Source organism: Bradyrhizobium sp. NAS96.2 (genome assembly GCF_001908235.1).
Lineage (GTDB): Bacteria > Pseudomonadota > Alphaproteobacteria > Rhizobiales > Xanthobacteraceae > Bradyrhizobium.
In genome coordinates this window covers 19,029-37,225 of sequence record NZ_LGHK01000038.1, presented here as the reverse complement: position 1 = coordinate 37,225, position 18,197 = coordinate 19,029, and the positions used below count along the sequence as shown (strand labels likewise).

Annotated in this window: 21 protein-coding genes and 1 pseudogene; 13 read left to right on the top strand and 9 right to left on the bottom strand. The window is 64.1% G+C overall.

Translation table 11 applies throughout. The features are described from left to right. Positions 1 to 85: 85 nt before the first annotated feature. The 3 genes from AC628_RS10485 to AC628_RS42750 all read right to left on the bottom strand — a co-directional run bounded on the left by AC628_RS10485 (position 86) and on the right by AC628_RS42750 (position 3,082). Positions 86 to 772, bottom strand: coding sequence for a Crp/Fnr family transcriptional regulator (locus AC628_RS10485; protein ID WP_074126771.1), 687 nt, complete (start codon positions 770 to 772; stop codon positions 86 to 88). Between the two features lie 528 nt (positions 773 to 1,300). Beyond that, positions 1,301 to 2,701 (bottom strand): TAXI family TRAP transporter solute-binding subunit, encoded by a 1,401-nt coding sequence (locus AC628_RS10480; RefSeq protein ID WP_245321125.1) that lies wholly within the window; start codon positions 2,699 to 2,701, stop codon positions 1,301 to 1,303. An 81-nt stretch (positions 2,702 to 2,782) separates the two neighbouring features. Beyond that, a complete protein-coding gene (locus AC628_RS42750) occupies positions 2,783 to 3,082 on the bottom strand; it encodes a hypothetical protein (RefSeq protein ID WP_143201533.1) in 300 nt (99 codons plus the stop codon). A gap of 37 nt (positions 3,083 to 3,119) precedes the next feature. Between AC628_RS42750 and AC628_RS10475 the strand changes: the two genes are divergently transcribed. Then, positions 3,120 to 3,473 (top strand): DUF3307 domain-containing protein, encoded by a 354-nt coding sequence (locus AC628_RS10475; RefSeq protein WP_083632762.1) that lies wholly within the window; start codon positions 3,120 to 3,122, stop codon positions 3,471 to 3,473. A gap of 168 nt (positions 3,474 to 3,641) precedes the next feature. After that, positions 3,642 to 4,049 carry a hypothetical protein gene (locus AC628_RS10470; RefSeq protein WP_074126768.1) on the top strand — a complete coding sequence of 136 codons (408 nt, stop codon included), beginning with the start codon at positions 3,642 to 3,644 and terminating at the stop codon, positions 4,047 to 4,049. Positions 4,050 to 4,056: 7 nt separating this feature from the next. On the opposite strand, the gene AC628_RS10465 is transcribed toward AC628_RS10470, so the two are convergent. Both AC628_RS10465 and AC628_RS10460 read right to left on the bottom strand, forming a co-directional pair. Next, on the bottom strand, positions 4,057 to 4,392 hold the full coding sequence (locus AC628_RS10465) for a YkgJ family cysteine cluster protein (protein ID WP_074126767.1): 336 nt from the start codon (positions 4,390 to 4,392) through the stop codon (positions 4,057 to 4,059). Next, complete coding sequence (locus AC628_RS10460) at positions 4,392 to 5,090, bottom strand: helix-turn-helix transcriptional regulator (protein ID WP_028336549.1); 699 nt, start codon at positions 5,088 to 5,090, stop codon at positions 4,392 to 4,394. Before AC628_RS10460 ends, AC628_RS10465 begins: the two co-directional genes overlap by 1 nt. A gap of 170 nt (positions 5,091 to 5,260) precedes the next feature. Between AC628_RS10460 and AC628_RS10455 the strand changes: the two genes are divergently transcribed. After that, a complete protein-coding gene (locus AC628_RS10455) occupies positions 5,261 to 5,494 on the top strand; it encodes a hypothetical protein (RefSeq protein ID WP_074126766.1) in 234 nt (77 codons plus the stop codon). Between the two features lie 64 nt (positions 5,495 to 5,558). Next, on the top strand, positions 5,559 to 6,290 hold the full coding sequence (locus tag AC628_RS10450; protein ID WP_074126765.1) for a glutathione S-transferase family protein: 732 nt from the start codon (positions 5,559 to 5,561) through the stop codon (positions 6,288 to 6,290). A 97-nt stretch (positions 6,291 to 6,387) separates the two neighbouring features. Here AC628_RS10450 and AC628_RS10445 read toward each other — a convergent pair whose 3' ends face one another. Further along, entirely contained in the window at positions 6,388 to 7,011 is a 624-nt protein-coding gene (locus AC628_RS10445) for a pyridoxamine 5'-phosphate oxidase family protein (protein WP_074126764.1), read from the bottom strand. Positions 7,012 to 7,117: 106 nt separating this feature from the next. Here AC628_RS10445 and AC628_RS10440 point away from each other — a divergent pair, with 106 nt between their 5' ends. Beyond that, entirely contained in the window at positions 7,118 to 8,011 is an 894-nt protein-coding gene (locus AC628_RS10440) for a LysR family transcriptional regulator (RefSeq protein WP_074126763.1), read from the top strand. A gap of 16 nt (positions 8,012 to 8,027) precedes the next feature. Here AC628_RS10440 and AC628_RS10435 read toward each other — a convergent pair whose 3' ends face one another. From AC628_RS10435 to pobA, 3 genes are all read right to left on the bottom strand, one after another. After that, positions 8,028 to 8,483 (bottom strand): PaaI family thioesterase, encoded by a 456-nt coding sequence (locus AC628_RS10435; RefSeq protein ID WP_074126787.1) that lies wholly within the window; start codon positions 8,481 to 8,483, stop codon positions 8,028 to 8,030. Positions 8,484 to 8,604: 121 nt separating this feature from the next. After that, positions 8,605 to 8,709, bottom strand: a complete 105-nt coding sequence (locus AC628_RS46100) for a thioredoxin domain-containing protein (RefSeq protein ID WP_502689640.1) — start codon at positions 8,707 to 8,709, stop codon at positions 8,605 to 8,607. Positions 8,710 to 8,871: 162 nt separating this feature from the next. After that, positions 8,872 to 10,041 (bottom strand): 4-hydroxybenzoate 3-monooxygenase, encoded by a 1,170-nt coding sequence (gene pobA, locus AC628_RS10430; RefSeq protein WP_074126762.1) that lies wholly within the window; start codon positions 10,039 to 10,041, stop codon positions 8,872 to 8,874. A gap of 270 nt (positions 10,042 to 10,311) precedes the next feature. Here pobA and AC628_RS10425 point away from each other — a divergent pair, with 270 nt between their 5' ends. From AC628_RS10425 to AC628_RS10390, 8 genes and pseudogenes are all read left to right on the top strand, one after another. After that, positions 10,312 to 11,346 carry a TRAP transporter substrate-binding protein gene (locus AC628_RS10425; protein WP_074126761.1) on the top strand — a complete coding sequence of 345 codons (1,035 nt, stop codon included), beginning with the start codon at positions 10,312 to 10,314 and terminating at the stop codon, positions 11,344 to 11,346. Between the two features lie 221 nt (positions 11,347 to 11,567). Next, positions 11,568 to 12,077, top strand: coding sequence for a TRAP transporter small permease (locus AC628_RS10420; RefSeq protein WP_050425513.1), 510 nt, complete (start codon positions 11,568 to 11,570; stop codon positions 12,075 to 12,077). Positions 12,078 to 12,095: 18 nt separating this feature from the next. Next, positions 12,096 to 13,400, top strand: a complete 1,305-nt coding sequence (locus tag AC628_RS10415) for a TRAP transporter large permease (protein ID WP_074126786.1) — start codon at positions 12,096 to 12,098, stop codon at positions 13,398 to 13,400. A 3-nt stretch (positions 13,401 to 13,403) separates the two neighbouring features. Then, a complete protein-coding gene (locus tag AC628_RS10410; RefSeq protein WP_074126760.1) occupies positions 13,404 to 13,865 on the top strand; it encodes a DUF3237 domain-containing protein in 462 nt (153 codons plus the stop codon). Between the two features lie 255 nt (positions 13,866 to 14,120). Next, positions 14,121 to 14,916 (top strand): annotated as a pseudogene (locus AC628_RS10405) (crotonase/enoyl-CoA hydratase family protein). Continuing rightward, complete coding sequence (locus AC628_RS10400; RefSeq protein ID WP_074126759.1) at positions 14,913 to 16,784, top strand: feruloyl-CoA synthase; 1,872 nt, start codon at positions 14,913 to 14,915, stop codon at positions 16,782 to 16,784. Before AC628_RS10405 ends, AC628_RS10400 begins: the two are co-directional and overlap by 4 nt. A 20-nt stretch (positions 16,785 to 16,804) precedes the next feature. Then, entirely contained in the window at positions 16,805 to 17,566 is a 762-nt protein-coding gene (locus AC628_RS10395) for an SDR family NAD(P)-dependent oxidoreductase (protein WP_074126758.1), read from the top strand. Between the two features lie 63 nt (positions 17,567 to 17,629). Then, positions 17,630 to 18,049, top strand: a complete 420-nt coding sequence (locus AC628_RS10390; protein WP_074126757.1) for an acyl-CoA thioesterase — start codon at positions 17,630 to 17,632, stop codon at positions 18,047 to 18,049. Positions 18,050 to 18,197 lie beyond the last annotated feature (148 nt).

Here is an 18,197-nt window from a genome sequence, read left to right as displayed (position 1 = left end):
TGCCGAGGGCTGAGCAGTGATCGGGTCAGTAGACTCCCCTTATGTCGGGTTGTCGACTTAATTCTGCGCCGGGAGGGATAAAGAATTAGGAACCGGTTCGCTTCAGCAACTCGTAGCACTCGCACGAATTGGCCAGCAGAAGGCGGCGATTCAGGATCTGCAGTTTCCCGCGCGAATAGGTGATCGCTCCCCGCTTTTGAATATCCTTGGCGGTATCCGTGATGGTGGTGCGGCGCACGCCCAGCATCTGGGCGAGCAATTCCTGTTTGAGGTCGAATTGGTCGCTTTCAGCCCGATCCGCTGCGTGAAGCAGCCAGCGGCAGAAGCGCTCCTCGACAAGGTGGAGCGAGTTGCAGGCGGCCGTGATCCGGGCTTGGTCCAGCAATATGTCAGCATTCTTGAGGCATATTTCCGCCATTGCGGTGCTGCTTGCCAGGATCGCCCGGAAGTCCTCCATCGAAATCTTCAAGGCGCGCACCGGCAATTGAGCGACAATGCGGACCAGCGATGCCTGTGAGCCAAGGCCCGCGCGGGCACCGATCAAGCCTTCCCGGCCAACGACCGAAGTCTCAGCCATTCGGCCATCTCTCAGAACGACGAGCAGCGAGAGCATGCCCGATAGCGGGAAGTAGATATCCGTGACTTCCTCGTGCTCCTTTTGGACCACGTCGCCTTGAGTGAATTCCACGACGTTCGACTTCGCCGTCAGTGACTGCAAGTCACGAGGAGGAAGAAGCGCCAGGAGTTCGTTGCGAAGGGGGCTGTCCATCATGCGCAACCTTTCGCCCGATCGGTCGGGCAGGTCCGCAGTGGGCAGGTAACGCTCCGAAGCCGTTCCACGGATTGGGGATATGAAGGCCAAATCAGGCTGGCACCGATCCGTTCCTATTATTTTGGGGCATACGCGGTGACCATAGGTCGCGCAGAAACGCGCCCATCACGGGGATCATCGCGAAGCGTCCTGGACGGCTTGGCTCAAATCGACCGGCTACACGGGGCAGCGTGATCAGGGTTCGGGCTCGTTGTTCCGTCGGCGTCAGGAGGCGCGGCGAACTGCTGCCCCGCCACTGCGTCCCCATCCTCAGCCGTCATCGCCCGGCTCGACCGGGCGATCCAGTACGCCGCGGCCCCTCGGCTCAAGCACAGCCGCCTCTGGAATACTGGATCACCCGCATGCGCGGGTGATGACACCGCGTGTTTGGCGTCTTGAATCGAGAACCCATCCTCATCGTCGTCCTGGCTTTCGCCAGGACGACAGCAATCAATGTGGCGCGACCAACTCGCAAGACCAAATTGGTCTTCACCCGTTCGCGGTCTTCACCACCACGAGGTTGTCATCCGGTGCTGCCGGATGGCGCTTGAGATGATCGCGGCGCAGGGCGATCTCGTCGCGGACCAGCTCGTAGCCGAGCTTGAAGGTATCGAGGCCGTCGCCGGAGACCGTGCCGTCGCGCAGGCCGATCACCGCGCCGCGCAGGATCGCCTCGAGCTCGTCTTGCAGTTCGTCGAGGTCTTCGGTGCAGGTGGTGTGCTCGACGCGCTCGCCGATGTCGAGGATCCGGCCCGCCAGCTCGCTGGCCCGCGCGGGCGCGACGCGGGTGATCTTGGTGTAGATCGCGGCGAAGATCGAGCCGATGATGCTGAGCGCGGCGGCGCCGAGATACATCACGTCGCTGTAGCGATCCATGAACGACTTGGTGTCGTCGTTGATGTATTCGGCAGCGCCCTGATGGGCGACGATGAAGGCGTCCTTGTCGGTCGCGGCCGGCTCGATCCTCGAGGCGAAGCCGTTGTCGAGCGCGAGCTCCGACTTGTTCTCATAGACGATGCGCGCGAGCTCGGCGGCCGTCGTCGTGGGCATCCAGGATTGCGCCACCAGGAGCCATTCCAGTCCGATGGTGTCGACCTCGTCATCGGGGATCGCCGGCGAGGACGATAGCATGCCGGTCGAGACCGTCTCCTCCGAGATCGCCGGATATTTGCGCGCCAGCGCCTTGGCCTCGTCGATCGCGTTCAACGTGAAGCCGCCGGAGCGCTTGGCGTATTGCTCGTAGGTCTTGTCCTTGATGATCTTCGAGGCATGCTCGATCACAACCACGGCGGCAAAGCCCGAGGCGAACAGCTTGTCCAGCGGTGTGTTCGGCGGCGCCTGCTGCACCCGCTGCGCCGCATCCGGGCTGTCGGAAATCTCGAGCGCGCTGCGGACGAAATTGACGCTGTTCTCGCCGTCGCCGACGACGGCGATCTTCTTCCGCTTGAGCTCGGGCAGCGACTTGATCTTCTTGCCGCCGGGGCTGAGCACCAGCACCACGTCATGCTCGAGGATCGCGATGGCGCGGGCGCGCGGCGGCACCTTGGCGTCGGTGCGCAGGATGGCAAGCGAGGCGTCGCGGCGATCGAACTGCGCCAGCGCCTTGGCGTTGTCGGGGTTCGGCGCGATTTTCAGCCGCAGCCGCGACGAATTGTTCTTCAGCACGGTCGCAAGGCGGGCGGCGAACTTCGCCTCCGGGCCGTTGGCATCGCCGACCGCGAACACCAGCGTTTCGGAATTGCGCAGCCAGACCCGGCCGCCGATCACGGTGACGGCGCTGAGCAGCAGTGTCAGCAGGGTGAAGATGATGATCTGCGCACGGTTGCTCTTGGCGACCGGAGCGCGCGGCCGCGGCGGCATCGGCGAAGGCGTGGGGGCTTCGGCACTCATGGCTGATCACCTGGCTCATCACCCGTCCGGGACGGCCGGTTGCCGGAACGGCGCCGCGCTGCCCGGTGAATCCGTAAATGACTATAAAAGAAAGAAAATTTCCTGTGCGGGCGACGATATACTTCCCCGGGCGGAATGCAAACCGGCCGCCGGCCGTAACCTTAATCCCGGCTCGCCGGCGCCGCGCTGCGACATGACCATCGCCACTGTCGACGGCCGAACCCAAATGTGATTTTCGACGAGCCGCAGGTGCATTCCGCCGCCGGAGATGTCATAAATGAGACACGCTTCGGTTTGCGGAATTGTGCTGACGGCCTGACCCGGATTTCTTGCAATCACATTCATCGAAGTAAAGGGCGTCAGCTTGTTGTTTCCTGCCATGTCATCGTCGGTGTCGGTTGGTGCCCTGGTGGGATGGATGTTGCTTCTCACCGCAAAGCACATCATCGCCGACTTCATGCTGCAGAACGCCTGGATGGCGATCGGCAAGGATCAGAAGACCGGCTGGGCCATGCCGCTGCTCGCGCATTGCCTGGTCCATCTCGCGGTCGCGCTGGCGCTGATCCTGGTGGTGGCGCCGCGGTTCTGGTACGTCGCCTTCATCGACTTCGTGATCCACATCATCGTCGACCGCTGCAAGGGATACTGCGCCTCGCATTTCGGCGTGACGCTGGAAGCGCACCATCCCTGGTTCTGGACCCTGATCGGGGTCGACCAGGCGCTGCACCACCTCACCGGCTTTGCGCTGTCGATCTACATGGCCGCGAACTGAGCGGCACGCGACGCCTCTTGCTTCATTTCAGGCAATCGACCATCCGCCGGCCGTGGGCGGATGTGATTCGCGTGCAACGGGCAAGCCTCTCCGGCAACGACCGGAGGCCGTGGTTAACCTTTCGTTAGAGGATTGCGCGGCATCTTCCCGATCGAGGGGGATTTGCAAATGTTTTCAAGCCGCGACGCCTTCGAGAACGATGCCTGCCCAGTTGCGGACGACCTGCTCGGCCAGATGTACCGCGCCAATCCCAACGGGCTTTCACTGCTGGTCGCCAATGTCGCGCCCGATGTCCGGGCGAGGCTGGCGCTGTTCTGCTATCGGCGCAGCCATCTGCACGCGCTCGCGGTGGCGATCGCGTCGAGCTGCAGCGAATGGGAGCTGGTCAATTCCGGCGGCCGTGTCGGGTCGACGCTCTACGCGCTGTCGCGTGAGCCGGCTCGCGCGACGACCGTGTCGCATGGTGGCCGCAAGCCCATCACACTGTCGACCAAGCCGCTGTCGACCTTCGCGCCCGTTGTCGATGACGAGCTCGACGACGAGGACGTCAGCGAGACGGTGACTGTGACGGCTTAAGCCGGGTTCAATCCGGCTGCGCGCTCGGGATGAGCGGCAGCCCATGCCGGCGCCGCGCCATCGCACATTCCGCATCGCCCGGCAGACAGGTTCGGCACACTTCCGGCCGCGCCGCATAGACCTCGCAGCGCGTTGCCTCTCCGACCCGCCCTGACAGCGCCGAGCAGCGGTCGCCTTCGCAGCGCATTCCCGATTGCCGCGCGTTGACGAATTGCACCGGGATCAGGTCGAGCTGCGCGTCGTCCTCGATCGTGAAGCGCGGCCAGTTCGCCGAATAGCTGCAGCAGGCGCCACAGGACTGGCAAGGGCTCGCTTCCGCCGTGTCGATCGCGTTGCCGGCCATCAGGTATCCCTCGGTGCTTCCCAGACCAGGCTGCGCCGCCAGCGCGCCCTGAGCAGGTCGCGCCGCTCCGGATACTTCTCGTCGTGGTAAACAGCGGTGACCACGCGGTCGGTGCGGAAGCTGCGGAAATCCTTGCGCAGCTCGCACCAGGCGGCGAGCAGCCGCACCGCCTCGTGATAGCCGACCGCGATCGGCCAGATCGTGCGCTCAGAGTCGCGGCCGTGCTCGTCGCGATAGTTGAGCGTGATCTTCTTGCCCTCGTGGATCTGGCTGCGGGTCCTGACCATGTCGATGCGGTCGGGCTCCCGGTTCCAGGCGGAGCGGGCGCGGCTTGCCGGCTCCAGCACGAATGGACGTAAGCGGTCGGGCACGGTCTCGGCGATCTTGGCCATCAGGTCCTCGGCCGCGCGCGCCAATGCCGGATCGGCGTGGCCGACCACCCATTGCGCGCCGAGCACGCAGGCCTCGATCTCGTCGGGTGTCAGCATCAAGGGCGGCAGGTCAAAACCCTTCTCCAGGATGTAGCCCATGCCGGCCTCGCCGCGGATCGGCACCCGCTGCTCGATCAGGCTGGCGATGTCGCGATAGATCGTCCGCTTCGATGTCTCGAGCTCGGCTGCGATCGCATCGGCGGTCAAAGGCTTACGGGTGCGGCGGAGCACCTGGATGATCTGAAACAGCCGGTCGGCGCGTCTCATGGCAGTTCTCTTTGGTCGCTCTCTTGCAGCTGTCTTGACGACTGTCTTGACGGATCTCGCGGTGTCTCGACGCGTCGGCTTTTCGCGCCCCCTGTCACCGCTGCTGACAGCATGTTGGCAGCAGGTGGGGGCTATATCAGGACAACACCTCAAGTGAAGGGAATTTGTCCATGACGAATCTTGATGAACTCGGTTTCAGGCAGGCGCAGAGCTTCGCGCTGGAACAAATGATCACGGTCTACTCCACCTCCGGAGACCTGCGCTGGGCCCTGGTCGCGCTGGTCGCACAGTCGATCGGCGCCGCCTGGTCCTATGGGCGGGCACGGCTGGTCAAGCGGGTTCGCGAGGCGGTTCGCCGCCTCGCACCCGCAACCCCGCTCGGCAGTGAATGCCACTACTGCTGACACCATGCTGGCAGCAGGGGACAGGTAGCTTCAATTCACGACCACAGGCGATCGGGAGCTTCATATGATTACGCTTTTTGGCTTTGGCACGGGCTTCGGTCTACCGGAAATCAGCCCCTTCGTGACCAAGACCGAGGTCCAGCTCAAGATGGCCGGGCTTGCCTATGTGAAGGAGAAGGCGATGCCGCCGGCCTCTCCCAAGGGCCAGCTGCCGTTCATTTCCGATGACGGCGAGACGATCGCCGATTCGACCTTCATCCGCGCCCATATCGAGGGCAAATACGGCTTCGATTTCGATGCGCCGCTGAGCCTGCAGGCGCGCGCGCAGGCCTGGGCCTTCGAGCGCATGATCGAACATCACGTCTACTGGGCGCTGGTCGGCGCGCGCTGGGTCGACGATACCAATTTCGCCAAGGGACCCGCGCATTTCTTCGACGGCGCGCCCGATCATCTGCGCGACAAGATGCGCGAGGACGCCCAGTTCCGCGTCGCCGAGAACTATCTGCTCAGCGGACTTGGCCGCCATGGGCCCGACGAGGACGTCGATGTCGCCATGCGCTCGCTGTTTGCACTGTCGGTGCAGCTCGGCGACAAGCCTTATCTGATGGGCAACGCACCTTGCGGCACGGATGCCACCGCGTTCGGCGCGCTGGCCGGGATCCTGACGCCGTTCTTCGATTCGCCGCTGCGCGAGCGCACCGAGAAGTTCGACAATCTCACCGCCTATGTCGGCCGGATGATGCAGCAATATTATCCGGAGTTCGCCTGGGCTCCGCTGCAGCAGCAGGCAGCTTAAAGCGCGATCGCGCTTTCCTGTTTGGGCATGATCTCCGCGCAAACGCGTTCCGCGTTTGTCGCGAGGGAAAACCGCTTCACACTTTTCCGGATCATGCCTAGGGAGCGGGCTCGCCCTGCAATACGGCGAGCTCCGCCTCGAGCTCGGCGATGCGCTGGTCGCGTGAGGCGAGGGCTTGTGCGACGTCGGCCGCGTCGAACTTCTGCGGGATGTGTTGCGGGCAGTTGGTGTCCCATGCCGCGACCTTGAACAGGATCACCTGCTCTGGCCGCGCGCGGTAGCCTTGCGGCATCAGCGCGCGTGTCAGCGCCGGATCGTCCTCCACGACCCGCGCCTCGCCCCACAGCTTGACGCGGCGGCGGTGCGCATAGTCCATCACGAAGATATACGCCTTCGCATTCTCCGAGAGATTTCCTTGCGTGATGAACTGCCGGTTGCCGCTGTAATCGGTGAACGCGAGCGTGTGCTTGTCGAGCACCTTGATGAAGCCCTTCGGCCCGCCACGATGCTGGATATAGGGCTGTCCGTCCGCCGAGGCGGTCGCGAAATAGAAGCTGTTCACCTCGCCGAGGAAGCCTGCGAGGCTCTCGTCGATCTCGGTGCGCCAGCCGCCGTGCGCCTCGACCTCGGCATACGTGTCGCGCGAACCCTTGCGGGTCTGAATCGCCTTGACCGCCGGGGTGAAGGCGACGTCGCTCGGATAGGTGTGGGTATCGGACATCTGGGCCTCCCGAAACGGGCCTCCTGCCACGACAAGATGGACGTTTCCGGTTCGCAAGCAATCTTGTGAATTGACACTTCACTATTGCCGATTATGCAATAGTTCCATGGACCGGATCGATGCCATGCAGGCCTTCGTCGCGGTGGCGGACCTCGAGGGGTTTGCCCCCGCCGCCCGCAAGCTCGGCCTGTCGCCCTCCGCCATCACCCGGCTGATCGCGGCGCTGGAGGAGCGGCTCGGCGCGCGCCTGCTGCAACGAACCACGCGCCAGGTGACGCTGACCGATGCCGGCTCGCGTTATCTAGAGCGGGCGCGACGGATCCTCGCCGACGTCGAGGAGGCCGAGGATGCGGTGGAGAGCGAGCGCACCCGTCCCGAAGGCCGCCTCGTGATCTCGGCCCCGTTCGGCTTCGGGCGGCTGCACGTCAGTCCGGTCGTCTCCGCCTACCTGAAGCGCTATCCCGATGTCGGGGTCGACCTGCGGCTGTCGGATCGCCGGATCAACCTCGTCGAAGACGGCGTCGACCTCGCGGTCAGGCTCGGGCACCTGCCGGATTCGACCCTGGTGGCGCGGCATGTCGGCCAGATGCGCCGCATCGTGGTGGCCTCGCATGGCTATCTCAAACTCCGCGGCGAGCCGAAGCGGCCGGCGGACTTGACCTCCCATGACACGATCCAGTTCGGTGCCATGACCGCGACGCCGGACTGGCGCTTCATGGAAGACGGCCAGGAAATCCGCATCATCCCGACGCCGCGCTTCACCAGCAACAGCTCGGACGCCGCCATCCAGTACGCCGAGCAGGACGGCGGACTGACCCGGGTGATGGCCTACCAGGCCGCCGAATCGCTGAAAGCGAAGCGGCTCCGAATCGTGCTCGCCGCCTTCGAACAGCCGCCGGTGCCGATCCATGTCGTCTACCCGACATCCCGGCTGTTGTCGGCGAAGGTGCGGACCTTCATCGATCTCGTCACCGAGATCACCGACTGGCATTTCGGTTAGCTTCGCTCGAAGGCGCTTAGCTCACCGGCGGCTTCTTCGGCACCACGCGGAACGTGCCGCTGGCGCGCGCGATCGTCACGCCATCGGCCTTGATCAGGCTCTGCGCGAAGCAGATCGTGCTGCCGGTCTTGATCACATCGCTCTCGATCGCGAGCCATTGCCCGACATTGGCCGAGCCGACGAAATCGACCGTGAGCGAGATCGTCACATACGAGGTGGTCCAGCCGGTGGCCTGGCCGCAGCTATAGCCCATCGCGTTGTCGGCAAGCGCTGCGATCAGCCCGCCATGGATCAGGCCGCGGCCGTTGGTGTGCGGCCTCGCGAGGCGCAGGCCGATGATGACGGAGCGCTCGGTCTTCTTCTGGTAAAGCGGCTCCCACGGCTCGGTGAGCGGGCTCTTGCGGAACAGCGGCTCGAAGCCTTGCGGGGTATCTTGGGGAATGTCGGGTGCGACTTGCGTTTCGGTGGTCATCTCTGGCTCGCATATGGCGTTTTCGTTGACGCCATTGAACGCGATGTCCATGACGGTTTCACCGCCTACAAAGTTTTAAACGGGATTTGCGCGGATGTTTGAAAGCGCCGACGCCGGCCGGTCACGCCGGCAATTCGTAGCCGACCTGCATGTCGTTGCGCCCGAACGACATCGGCCGGGCTTCGAAGCCGATACCGATCTCGTGCAAAGCGATGTGGACGGCCATCGAGCTCGCGCCTGGTGCTAAGTACAATGTCAGCATGGCAGGTCTATGCGGTTCTTGCTTCCGTCATTGCGAGCGTAGCGAAGCAATCCATGCGGCCGCAAGCGGCAAGATGGATTGCTTCGTCGCTATCGCTCCTCGCAATGACGAGGGCGGCATCCGCACCTAGAACGGCAGCCCCACATAGTTCTCCGACAGCGAGGTCGATGCCGCCTTCGAGCTGACGAGGTAGTCGAGCTCGGCGATCTGGATGCGCGCGGCGAATTCGCCCTCGTCGGGGAATTTGTGCAGCATCGAGGTCATCCACCAGGAGAAGCGCACCGCCTTCCAGACCCGCGCCAGCGCCCTGGCCGAATAACCGTCGAGGCCGGCAGAGGATTTCTCGTCGTAATATTCGCGCAGCGCCTGCGACAGGTAATGCACGTCGCTGGCCGCAAGGTTCAGACCCTTTGCGCCGGTCGGCGGCACGATGTGTGAGGCGTCGCCGGCCAGGAACATCCGGCCGAACCGCATCGGCTCGGCGACGAAGCTGCGCAGCGGCGCGATGCTCTTTTCGATCGAGGGGCCGGTGACGATCTCGTCGGCGGCCTTCTGGTCGAGCCGCCGCTTCAATTCATCCCAGAACCGCTCGTCCGACCATTGATCGACATGATCGTCGAGCGGGCATTGCACGTAGTAGCGGCTGCGATGGGTTGAGCGCATGGTGCAGAGCGCAAAGCCACGTTCGTGGTTGTTGTAGATCAGCTCCGGCGAGACAGGTGGTGTCTCCGAGAGGATGCCGAGCCAGCCGAACGGATACACCCGCTCATAGCTGGTGATCGCCGAGGCCGGCACGCTGGCCCGGCTGATGCCGTGGAAGCCGTCGCAGCCGGCGATGAAATCGCAGGCGATTTCGTGGGTGACGCCGTCCTTGACGTAGCTGACGCGCGGATGATCGGTGTCGAAATCATGCGGCTTGACGTCCGCGGCGGAGTAGATCGAGGTCAGGCCGGCCGCCTTGCGGGCGTTCATCAGATCGAGCGTGACTTCGGTCTGGCCGTAGATGGTCACAGTCTTGCCGGTCGCCGCATGCATGTCGATACGATGCCGCGCGCCGCCGAACGCCAGCTCGACGCCATGATGGACCAGGCCCTCCTGGTGCAGGCGGGCGGCAGCGCCGACGCTTTCGAGCAGCGACACCGTGCCTTCCTCGAGCAGGCCGGCGCGAATCCGCCCCAACACATATTCGGGGGTCTGCCGCTCGAGAATGACGTTGTCTACGCCGAAAGTATGAAGTAGTTGCCCAAGCAACAGTCCAGCCGGACCTGCGCCTATGATTGCTACTTTTGTCCGCAATACCTGCTCCTCCCGATCAGATAGGCTTGAGCCGGGCGCCCGCGCCGGGGCGGCCACCGTCAACTTGCCATGGCAACTATATCATATAACAGGTTTGGCAAGGCCGATTTGCCGCGGACTGCTTTCGCCGCAGCGCAAGATGCCGGAGGGGCCGGGTGCGACGAGGCGTCCGCCCGGCGGATTTCGTCTTGAATATCCGTGCGAATTAGATAACATGTTAAGTAATGAGACCGGGCACAAAGCCCGCCGTCCTGGAGAGGAGGAGACGTGATGAGGAACAGTTTGTTGGCGCTGCTGATGGCAGCCGCCATCGTGCCGGCCGCAGTCCCTGCCATTGGACCTGCCGTGGCGCAGGACAAGACCGTCAATCTTAAAGTGTCGCTCTGGGTCCCGCCGGCGCATCCGCTGGTGCCCGCGACGCAGGCCTGGGCCGCCGACATCGAGAAGGCATCGGGCGGCACCATCAAGGTCACCGTGTTTCCGTCCGAGCAGCTCGGCAAGGCGTTCGACCATTACGACATGGCGCGCGACGGCATCGCCGACGTCACCTATGTCAATCCCGGCTATCAGCCCGGCCGCTTCCCGATCGCGGCCGCCGGCCAGCTGCCGTTCGTGTTCTCGGACGGCAAGAAGGGCACGCTGGCGCTGAACGAGTGGTACCACAAATACGCGCCGACCGAGATGAAGGACACCAAGCTCTGCTTCGCCTTCATCCACGATCCGGGCGCGCTGCACGGCAAGAAGAAGATCGTGCTGCCGAGCGACCTTTCCGGCGTCAAGGTGCGGCCCGCGCAAAGCACCATCGGCGAGATGGTGAAGATGTTCGGCGGCACCAACGTGCAGGCCTCCGCGCCGGAATCGCGCGACGCGATCGAGCGCGGCGTGGCCGACGAGATCACCTTCCCCTGGGGCTCGATCTTCCTGTTCGGCATCGACAAGGTGGTGAAGTACCACATGGACGTGCCGCTCTATACGACGGTGTTCACCTACAACATGAACCTCGCCAAATATAATGCGATGTCGGATGCCCAGAAGAAGGTGATCGACGATCACTGCACGCCGGAATGGGCTTCCAAGGTCACCGATCCCTGGACCGATTTCGAAGCCAACGGCCGTACCAAGATGAAAGCGCTGCAAGGCCATGAGGTCTATCCGCTGACGCCTGATCAGCTCGCCGAATGGAAGAAGGCGGTCAAGCCGCTGCGCGACAGCTGGGCCGAGGCGGTGAAGAAGGCCGGCGGCGATGCGGAGAAGATCGAGGCCGATCTGCAGGCCACGCTGAAGAAGTACGAGGCGGGGATCTGATCCCGCTCCCCTTCACCTCTCCCCGCTTGCGGGGAGAGGTCGGATCGCCCTTGGCGATCCGGGTGAGGGGGTACCGGTCTCAACCCTCACACCAGTTTTGCGGATAGCCCCCTCACCCCAACCCTCTCCCCGCAGGCGGGGAGAGGGAGCCCATCGAGCAGCGTATGACGCAAGCTTCCGAAGTCACCCCAGACGGCGCGATCACCGGTCCACCTGAGCCGGTGCGCAAGAATTTCATGGACCGCTTCATCGATTCGATCGAATGGGTGGCGGCGTTCTTCGTCGGCGTCGTCGCGCTCAACACCTTCACCGCGGTGTTCATGCGCAAGTTCTTCGCGGTGACGATTCCCGACTATTACAATTTCGGCCAGTTCCTGCTCGGCATCCTGATCTTCTGGGGCATCGCGGCGACCAGCTATCGCGGCACCCACATCACCGTGGATCTGGTCTGGGCCAACGCCACGCCGCGCTATCAGCGCTGGATCGACATCTTCGCCACGCTGGTGCTGCTGTTCGTGGTGAGCGTGCAGACCTACACGCTGGTCGACAAGGTGATCGACACCAGGAACAGCCACATCGTCACCATGGATCTCGGCGTGCCGGTCTGGCCGTTCTTCCTGGTGTCGTGGATCGGCGACGTCTCCGCAGTGCTGCTGATCGCGATCCGCACCTACCGCCTGATCTTCCACCCGGAAGATATCCATGATGCCAAGATCAAGACCGCGGAGTAGACGGCCATGAGTCTCGATTTGAGTCCCGAGGCCGTCGCCGTCATCGGCTTCGTCAGCCTGTTCGTGCTGATGCTGCTGCGCGTGCCCGTCGGCATGGCGATGGGCCTCGTCGGCATTACCGGCTTTGGCTATCTCACCGGCTTTGCCCCGGCGCTGAAACTGGTCGGCCAGACCACGATGCGCACGGTGACGGATTACTCCTTCGGTGTGATCCCGATGTTCCTGTTGATGGGCGCCTTCGTGTCCGTCTCGGGCATCAGCCGCGAGCTGTTTCGTGCCGCCAACACCTTTGTCGGCCATTGGAAGGGCGGGCTCGGCATCGCGACCATCGCGGCCTGCGGCGGCTTCGCTGCGATCTCGGGCTCGTCGGTTGCGACCGCGGCGACCTTCTCCGCAGTGGCCTATCCCGAGATGCGCCGCTTCGGTTATCCGCAGTCGTTCGCCACCGGCGTGATCGCGGTCGGCGGCACGCTCGGGGCGATGTTGCCGCCATCCACCGTGCTCGCGGTCTACGGCATCATCACCCAGCAGGACATCGGCAAGCTGTTCATCGCCGGCGTGGTGCCAGGCCTGCTCGCGATCCTGATGCACATGATCACGATCGGCATCATCGGCGTGACGCGGCCGGGTTTCCTGCCGGCGGGAAAGAAAGCGTCGTGGCACGAGCGCTTCTTGGCGCTGCGCGACGTCTGGTCGCCGCTGCTGCTGTTCCTGTTCGTGATCGGCGGTCTCTATGGCGGCTTCTTCGTCCCGACCGAAGCGGGCGCGGTCGGCGCGGTCGGCGCCTTCATCATCGGCATTGTCAGAGGCAAGCTCACCAAGGACGGCATCCTGCAATCGCTGCTGCAGGCGACGCGCACCGCGGCTGCCGTGTTCACCGTGCTGATCGGCGCGCTATGCTTCGGCTATTTCCTCACCATCACCCAGACGCCGCAGAACGTCACCGAATTCCTCACCGGGCTCGGCATCGGTCCCTATGGCGTGCTGGCGCTGATCCTGATGATGTATCTGGTGCTCGGCTGCCTGATGGATGCGATGGCGATGGTGATTCTCACCGTGCCGATCGTGTTTCCGGTGGTCACCGCGCTCGGCTTCGACCCGATCTGGTTCGGCATTATCATCGTCATGACGGTCGAGCTCGGGTTGATCCATCCGCCGGTCGGCATGAACGTGTTCGTGATCAAGAGCGTGATCAAGGACGTCAACATGTCGACGATCTTTGTCGGCGTGCTGCCCTTCGTGATCACCGACCTGATCCGGCTGGTGATCCTGATCCTGTTCCCGCTGCTTGCGACCTGGTTGCCGCAGCGCATGATAGGCTAGGCTATGAATCCCGAGCTTCAGACCAGGTACGTCTTCACCATCACCGCAAGGATCGCGGACGTAACGTCCGCCGGCAACATCGGCACCGGCGTCCGCCGCATCATTCCGATCACCGGCGGCGAGGTGAAAGGCGAGGGGATCAACGGCAAGGTGCTTCCCTTCGGCGCCGACTTCCAGATCATCCGGCCCAATGAGCTGATCGAGCTGGAGGCAAAATATGCCTTCGAGACCGACGACGGCGCCGTCGTCTATGTCGAGAATAAGGGCATCCGCTTCGGGCCGGTCGAGCTGTTGCAGAAGCTCAAGCGCGGCGAGCCGGTCGATCCGAAGCTGATCTATTTCCGCACCGTGCCGAAATTCGAAACCGGTGCTGAAAAATACCGCTGGTTGATGGAGCACATCTTCATCGGCTCCGCCGCCCGCCACGCCGACCGCGTCGTGATCGACGTGCATCAGGTGTTGTGAGGCCCGGCTGCCATCCTCCCCTGGAGGGGGAGGATCGACGCGCATGAAATGCGCGGCGAGGTGGGGTGGCAGTCTCTCCACTCGAGTGCTACCCGTGTTGAGAGATCACCCCACCCCGTCTCACATTCCGCTACGCTCCATGTGAGCCGCCCCCCCCCTCCAGGGGAGGGTGAAGTCGGCACCGCCCGCACCCGTATTGACTCCTGCGATGATAGTTATAAAACATAACTATTCTAACCAGGAAACAATAACACCATGGGAAACGCTGCCGACGCGGGTGACGCCTCGCTGCTCAGGATCGAGACGCGGGGGGGCGGTGCTGACGGTCGGGCTGAACCGGCCCGCCAAGCGCAATGCGCTGAACGACGGCATCATCCTGGCGCTGCGGGACTGCTTTTCTGCCATCCCTGAAGAAATCGGCGCGGTGGTCATCCACGGCGTCGGCGATCATTTCTCGTCGGGCCTCGATCTCTCCGAGCTGACCGAGCGCGACGCCACCGAGGGGCTGGTGCATTCCCAGATGTGGCACCGCGTGTTCGACCGCATCCAGTATTGCCGCGTGCCCGTGATCGCGGCGTTGAAGGGCGCTGTCATCGGCGGCGGGCTGGAGCTGGCCTGCGCCGCGCATATCCGGGTTGCCGAACCGTCGGCCTATTTCGCGCTGCCAGAAGGCCAGCGCGGCATCTTCGTCGGCGGCGGCGGATCGGTGCGGCTGCCGCGCCTGATCGGCGTGCCGCGGATGGCGGACATGATGCTGACCGGCCGGGTCTATTCGGCGACCGAAGGCGCAGCCTACGGCTTCTCGCAATATCTCACCGAAGCCGACGGCGCGCTGCCGAAGGCGCTGGAGCTCGCCGAGCGCGTCGCCGCCAACGCGCCGCTGACCAACTTTGCCGTACTGCAGGCGTTGCCGATGATCGCGGAAGCCAATCCGCAGACCGGCCTCCTGATGGAATCGCTGATGGCGACGGTGGCGCAGAGCGACAAGGAAGCCAAGAAGCGGATCCGCGCCTTCCTGGATCGCAAGACCGCCAAGGTGAAGCCGACATGAGCACTACGTCACCTGCGTCTACTGCGAGTGCGCATCCGCTGCGCCCGATCTCGTTCGGCAATCCCGACGTCACCGTCGAGCGGCGCGACGACGGCACCATCTATCTTCGTCCCAAGCTCAAGCTCGCCGATTTTCCCGTGCGCCTCACCGACCGCCTGCATCACTGGGCGACGGCCGAGCCGAGCCGCGTGTTCATGGCCGAGCGTGCGGCCGGCGGCGGCTGGCGCCAGATCAGCTACGCGCAATTGCTCGAGGCTATCAGGCGGATCGCCTCGGCGTTGATCGCGCGTGGATTGTCGGCGGAGCGGCCGATCGTGATCCTGTCGGGCAACTCGATCGATCACGCGCTGATCGCACTCGGCGCGCTCTATGCCGGCATTCCGTTCTGTCCAGTGTCGCCGGCCTATTCGCTGGTGTCGCGCGACTACGGCAAGCTCAGCTTCGTCATCAAGCTGCTGACGCCAGGCCTCGTCTTCGTCGACGACGCCGACAAATTTGCCGATGCGCTGCGCGCCAATGTCGGACCCGATGTCGAGATTGCGGCGAGTCGCGGAGCAGTTCCCGGCCGTGGCGTCACCCGGCTCGCCAATCTGATGGCGACGCCGGAAGACGGGAGTCTCGACGCGATCCATGCGGCAGTCGGCCCGGACACCATCGCGAAATTCCTGCTGACCTCGGGCTCGACCGGCAATCCCAAGGCCGTCATCAACACCCAGCGCATGATCTGCGCCAACCAGGTGATGCTGCGCGAGACGCTGGCCTTCCTGAAGGACGAGCCGCCTGTGATCGTCGACTGGCTGCCGTGGAATCACACCTTCGGCGGCAACCACAATGTCGGGCTGACGCTGTTCAACGGCGGCTCGATGTATCTCGACGAGGGCAAGCCGATGCCCGGCGGCATCGAGGAGACCGTGCGAAACCTGCGCGAGATCTCGCCGACGGTCTATTTCAACGTGCCCAAGGGTTATGAATCGCTGCTGCCCTATCTGCGCGACGACGCCGTCCTGCGCGCGAAATTCTTCGACCGGCTGCATGCGATGTTCTTCTCCGGCGCAGCGCTGTCGCCGTTCATCTGGAACAGCCTCGATGCGCTCGCGGTGCAGGAGAAGGGCTATCGCGTGCCCATGCTGACCGGGCTCGGCGCCACCGAGACCTCGCCGTTCTTCATGTCGGTGCGGCCCGATACCAGCCGCTCCGGCCATGTCGGGCTTCCGGTGTCGGGCAATGATGCGAAGCTGGTGCCGAACAACGGCAAGCTCGAGGTGCGCGCCAAGGGCCCGAACGTGACGCCCGGTTACTGGCGTCAGCCGGAGCTGACGGCGAAAGCGTTCGACGAGGAAGGCTTCTACAAGTTCGGCGATGCGCTGAAGCCCGCCAACCCCGGTGATCTCGATGCCGGATTCGATTTCGACGGCCGCATCGCCGAGGATTTCAAGCTGGCGAGCGGCACCTGGGTCAGCGTCGGACCGTTGCGAGCGCGCTTCGTCGGCACCTGCGCGCCGCTGGTGCGCGACGTCGTGATCGCGGGGATCAATCGCGACGAGCTGGCGGCGATCGTGATCCTCGATCTCGATGGTTGCCGCCTGATCAATCCGGCGCTTGCCGCTGGCGACATCGCGGCGGCGGCCAATGATCCCGTTGTGCGAGCCGCCTTTCGCGAACGCTTCGCGCGTGTGCTTGCGAGTGCCACCGGCTCGTCGAACCGGATCGCGCGGGCGATCCTGCTCGACACGCCGCTGTCGATCGATCGCGGCGAGGTGACCGACAAGGGCTCGATCAACCAGCGCGCGGTGCTGGAGCATCGCACCGACATCATCGAAGCGCTCTATGCGCCGGTGCCGCCGGCATCGGTCATCACACTCGTCTGAGTATTGAAGAGGAGAATGTCATGCAGTTGAAGGACCAGGCCGCCATCGTCACCGGCGGCGCATCGGGATTGGGCGCTGCGACCGCGCGCCGTCTGGCCGCGCAGGGCGCCAAGGTCGCGGTTTGCGATCTCAACGCCAAGCTTGCCGAAAGCGTCGCGGCAGAGATCGGTGGCATTGCCGTGGTCTGCGACGTCGCTGATGCAGCGGCAGCCGAAGCTGCGGTCGCTGCCGCCGCCAAGGCGCATGGCCCGGCGCGCCTGCTGGTGAACTGCGCCGGCATCGGGGTGGCAAAACGCGTGATCGGCCGCGACGGGCCGATGGCGCTCGCCGACTTCGACAAGGTGATCAGGGTCAACCTGCTCGGCTCGTTCAACATGCTGCGGCTCGCGACCTCCGACATGTCGAAGCTCGAGCCGCTCGCGACCGGCGAACGCGGCGTCGTGATCTCGACGGCCTCGGTCGCGGCCTATGACGGCCAGATCGGGCAGGCGGCGTATTCGGCCTCGAAGGGCGGCATCGTCGCGATGACCCTGCCGATCGCGCGCGAGCTCGCGCAATTCGGCATCCGCGTGCTGACCATCGCGCCCGGCCTGTTCATGACGCCCTTGCTGGCCGGCCTGCCGCAGGAAGCACAGGATTCGCTCGCCGCCGCGATCCCGTTCCCGCGTCGCCTGGGCCAGGCCGACGAGTTCGCCTCGCTGGCGCTGCACATGATCGACAATCCCTATCTGAACGGCGAAGTGGTCCGGCTCGATGCCGCGCTCCGGATGGCGCCGCGCTGACGCATGATCCGGAGGCGCATGACGCGCGCCTCCGGATCGCCCATGCTCAATCGAGGATAAACCATGCTCGTCAACCGGCGTGACGTGCAGATCCAATGGGGCGATTGCGACCCCGCCAACATCGTTTATTACCCGCGCTACTTCGCGATGTTCGACGATTCGACCTCGATCATGTTCGAAGCTGCCGGCTGCTCGAAGCAGGACCTCGTCCACAAATACGGCCTGGTCGGCATTCCCATGGTCGACACCCGGGCGAAATTCCACATCCCGTCGACCCATGGCGACTGGATTACCATCGAGAGCCGGATCGAGAGCATCAAGCGTTCGAGCTTCGAGGTGGTGCACCGAGTGTTCAAGGGCGAGGCGCTGGCGATCGAGGCGTTCGAGACGCGGGTGCTGGTCGGCCGGCACCCGGACGATCCCGCCAAGCTGAAATCGGCGCCGTTTCCGCAGGAGATCATCGACCGCTTCATGAACGGCTGAGGTGCGCGTGAAGGGCTGACCCGCGGCTCCTCATGACTCGACTTTTGGAGCATGCTCCCCGCGCAAACGCGTTCCGCGTTTGTCGTGACGGAAAACCGGTTTCCACTTTTCCGGATCATGCTCTAAAGAAGGGGCTGAATTGGCCCGC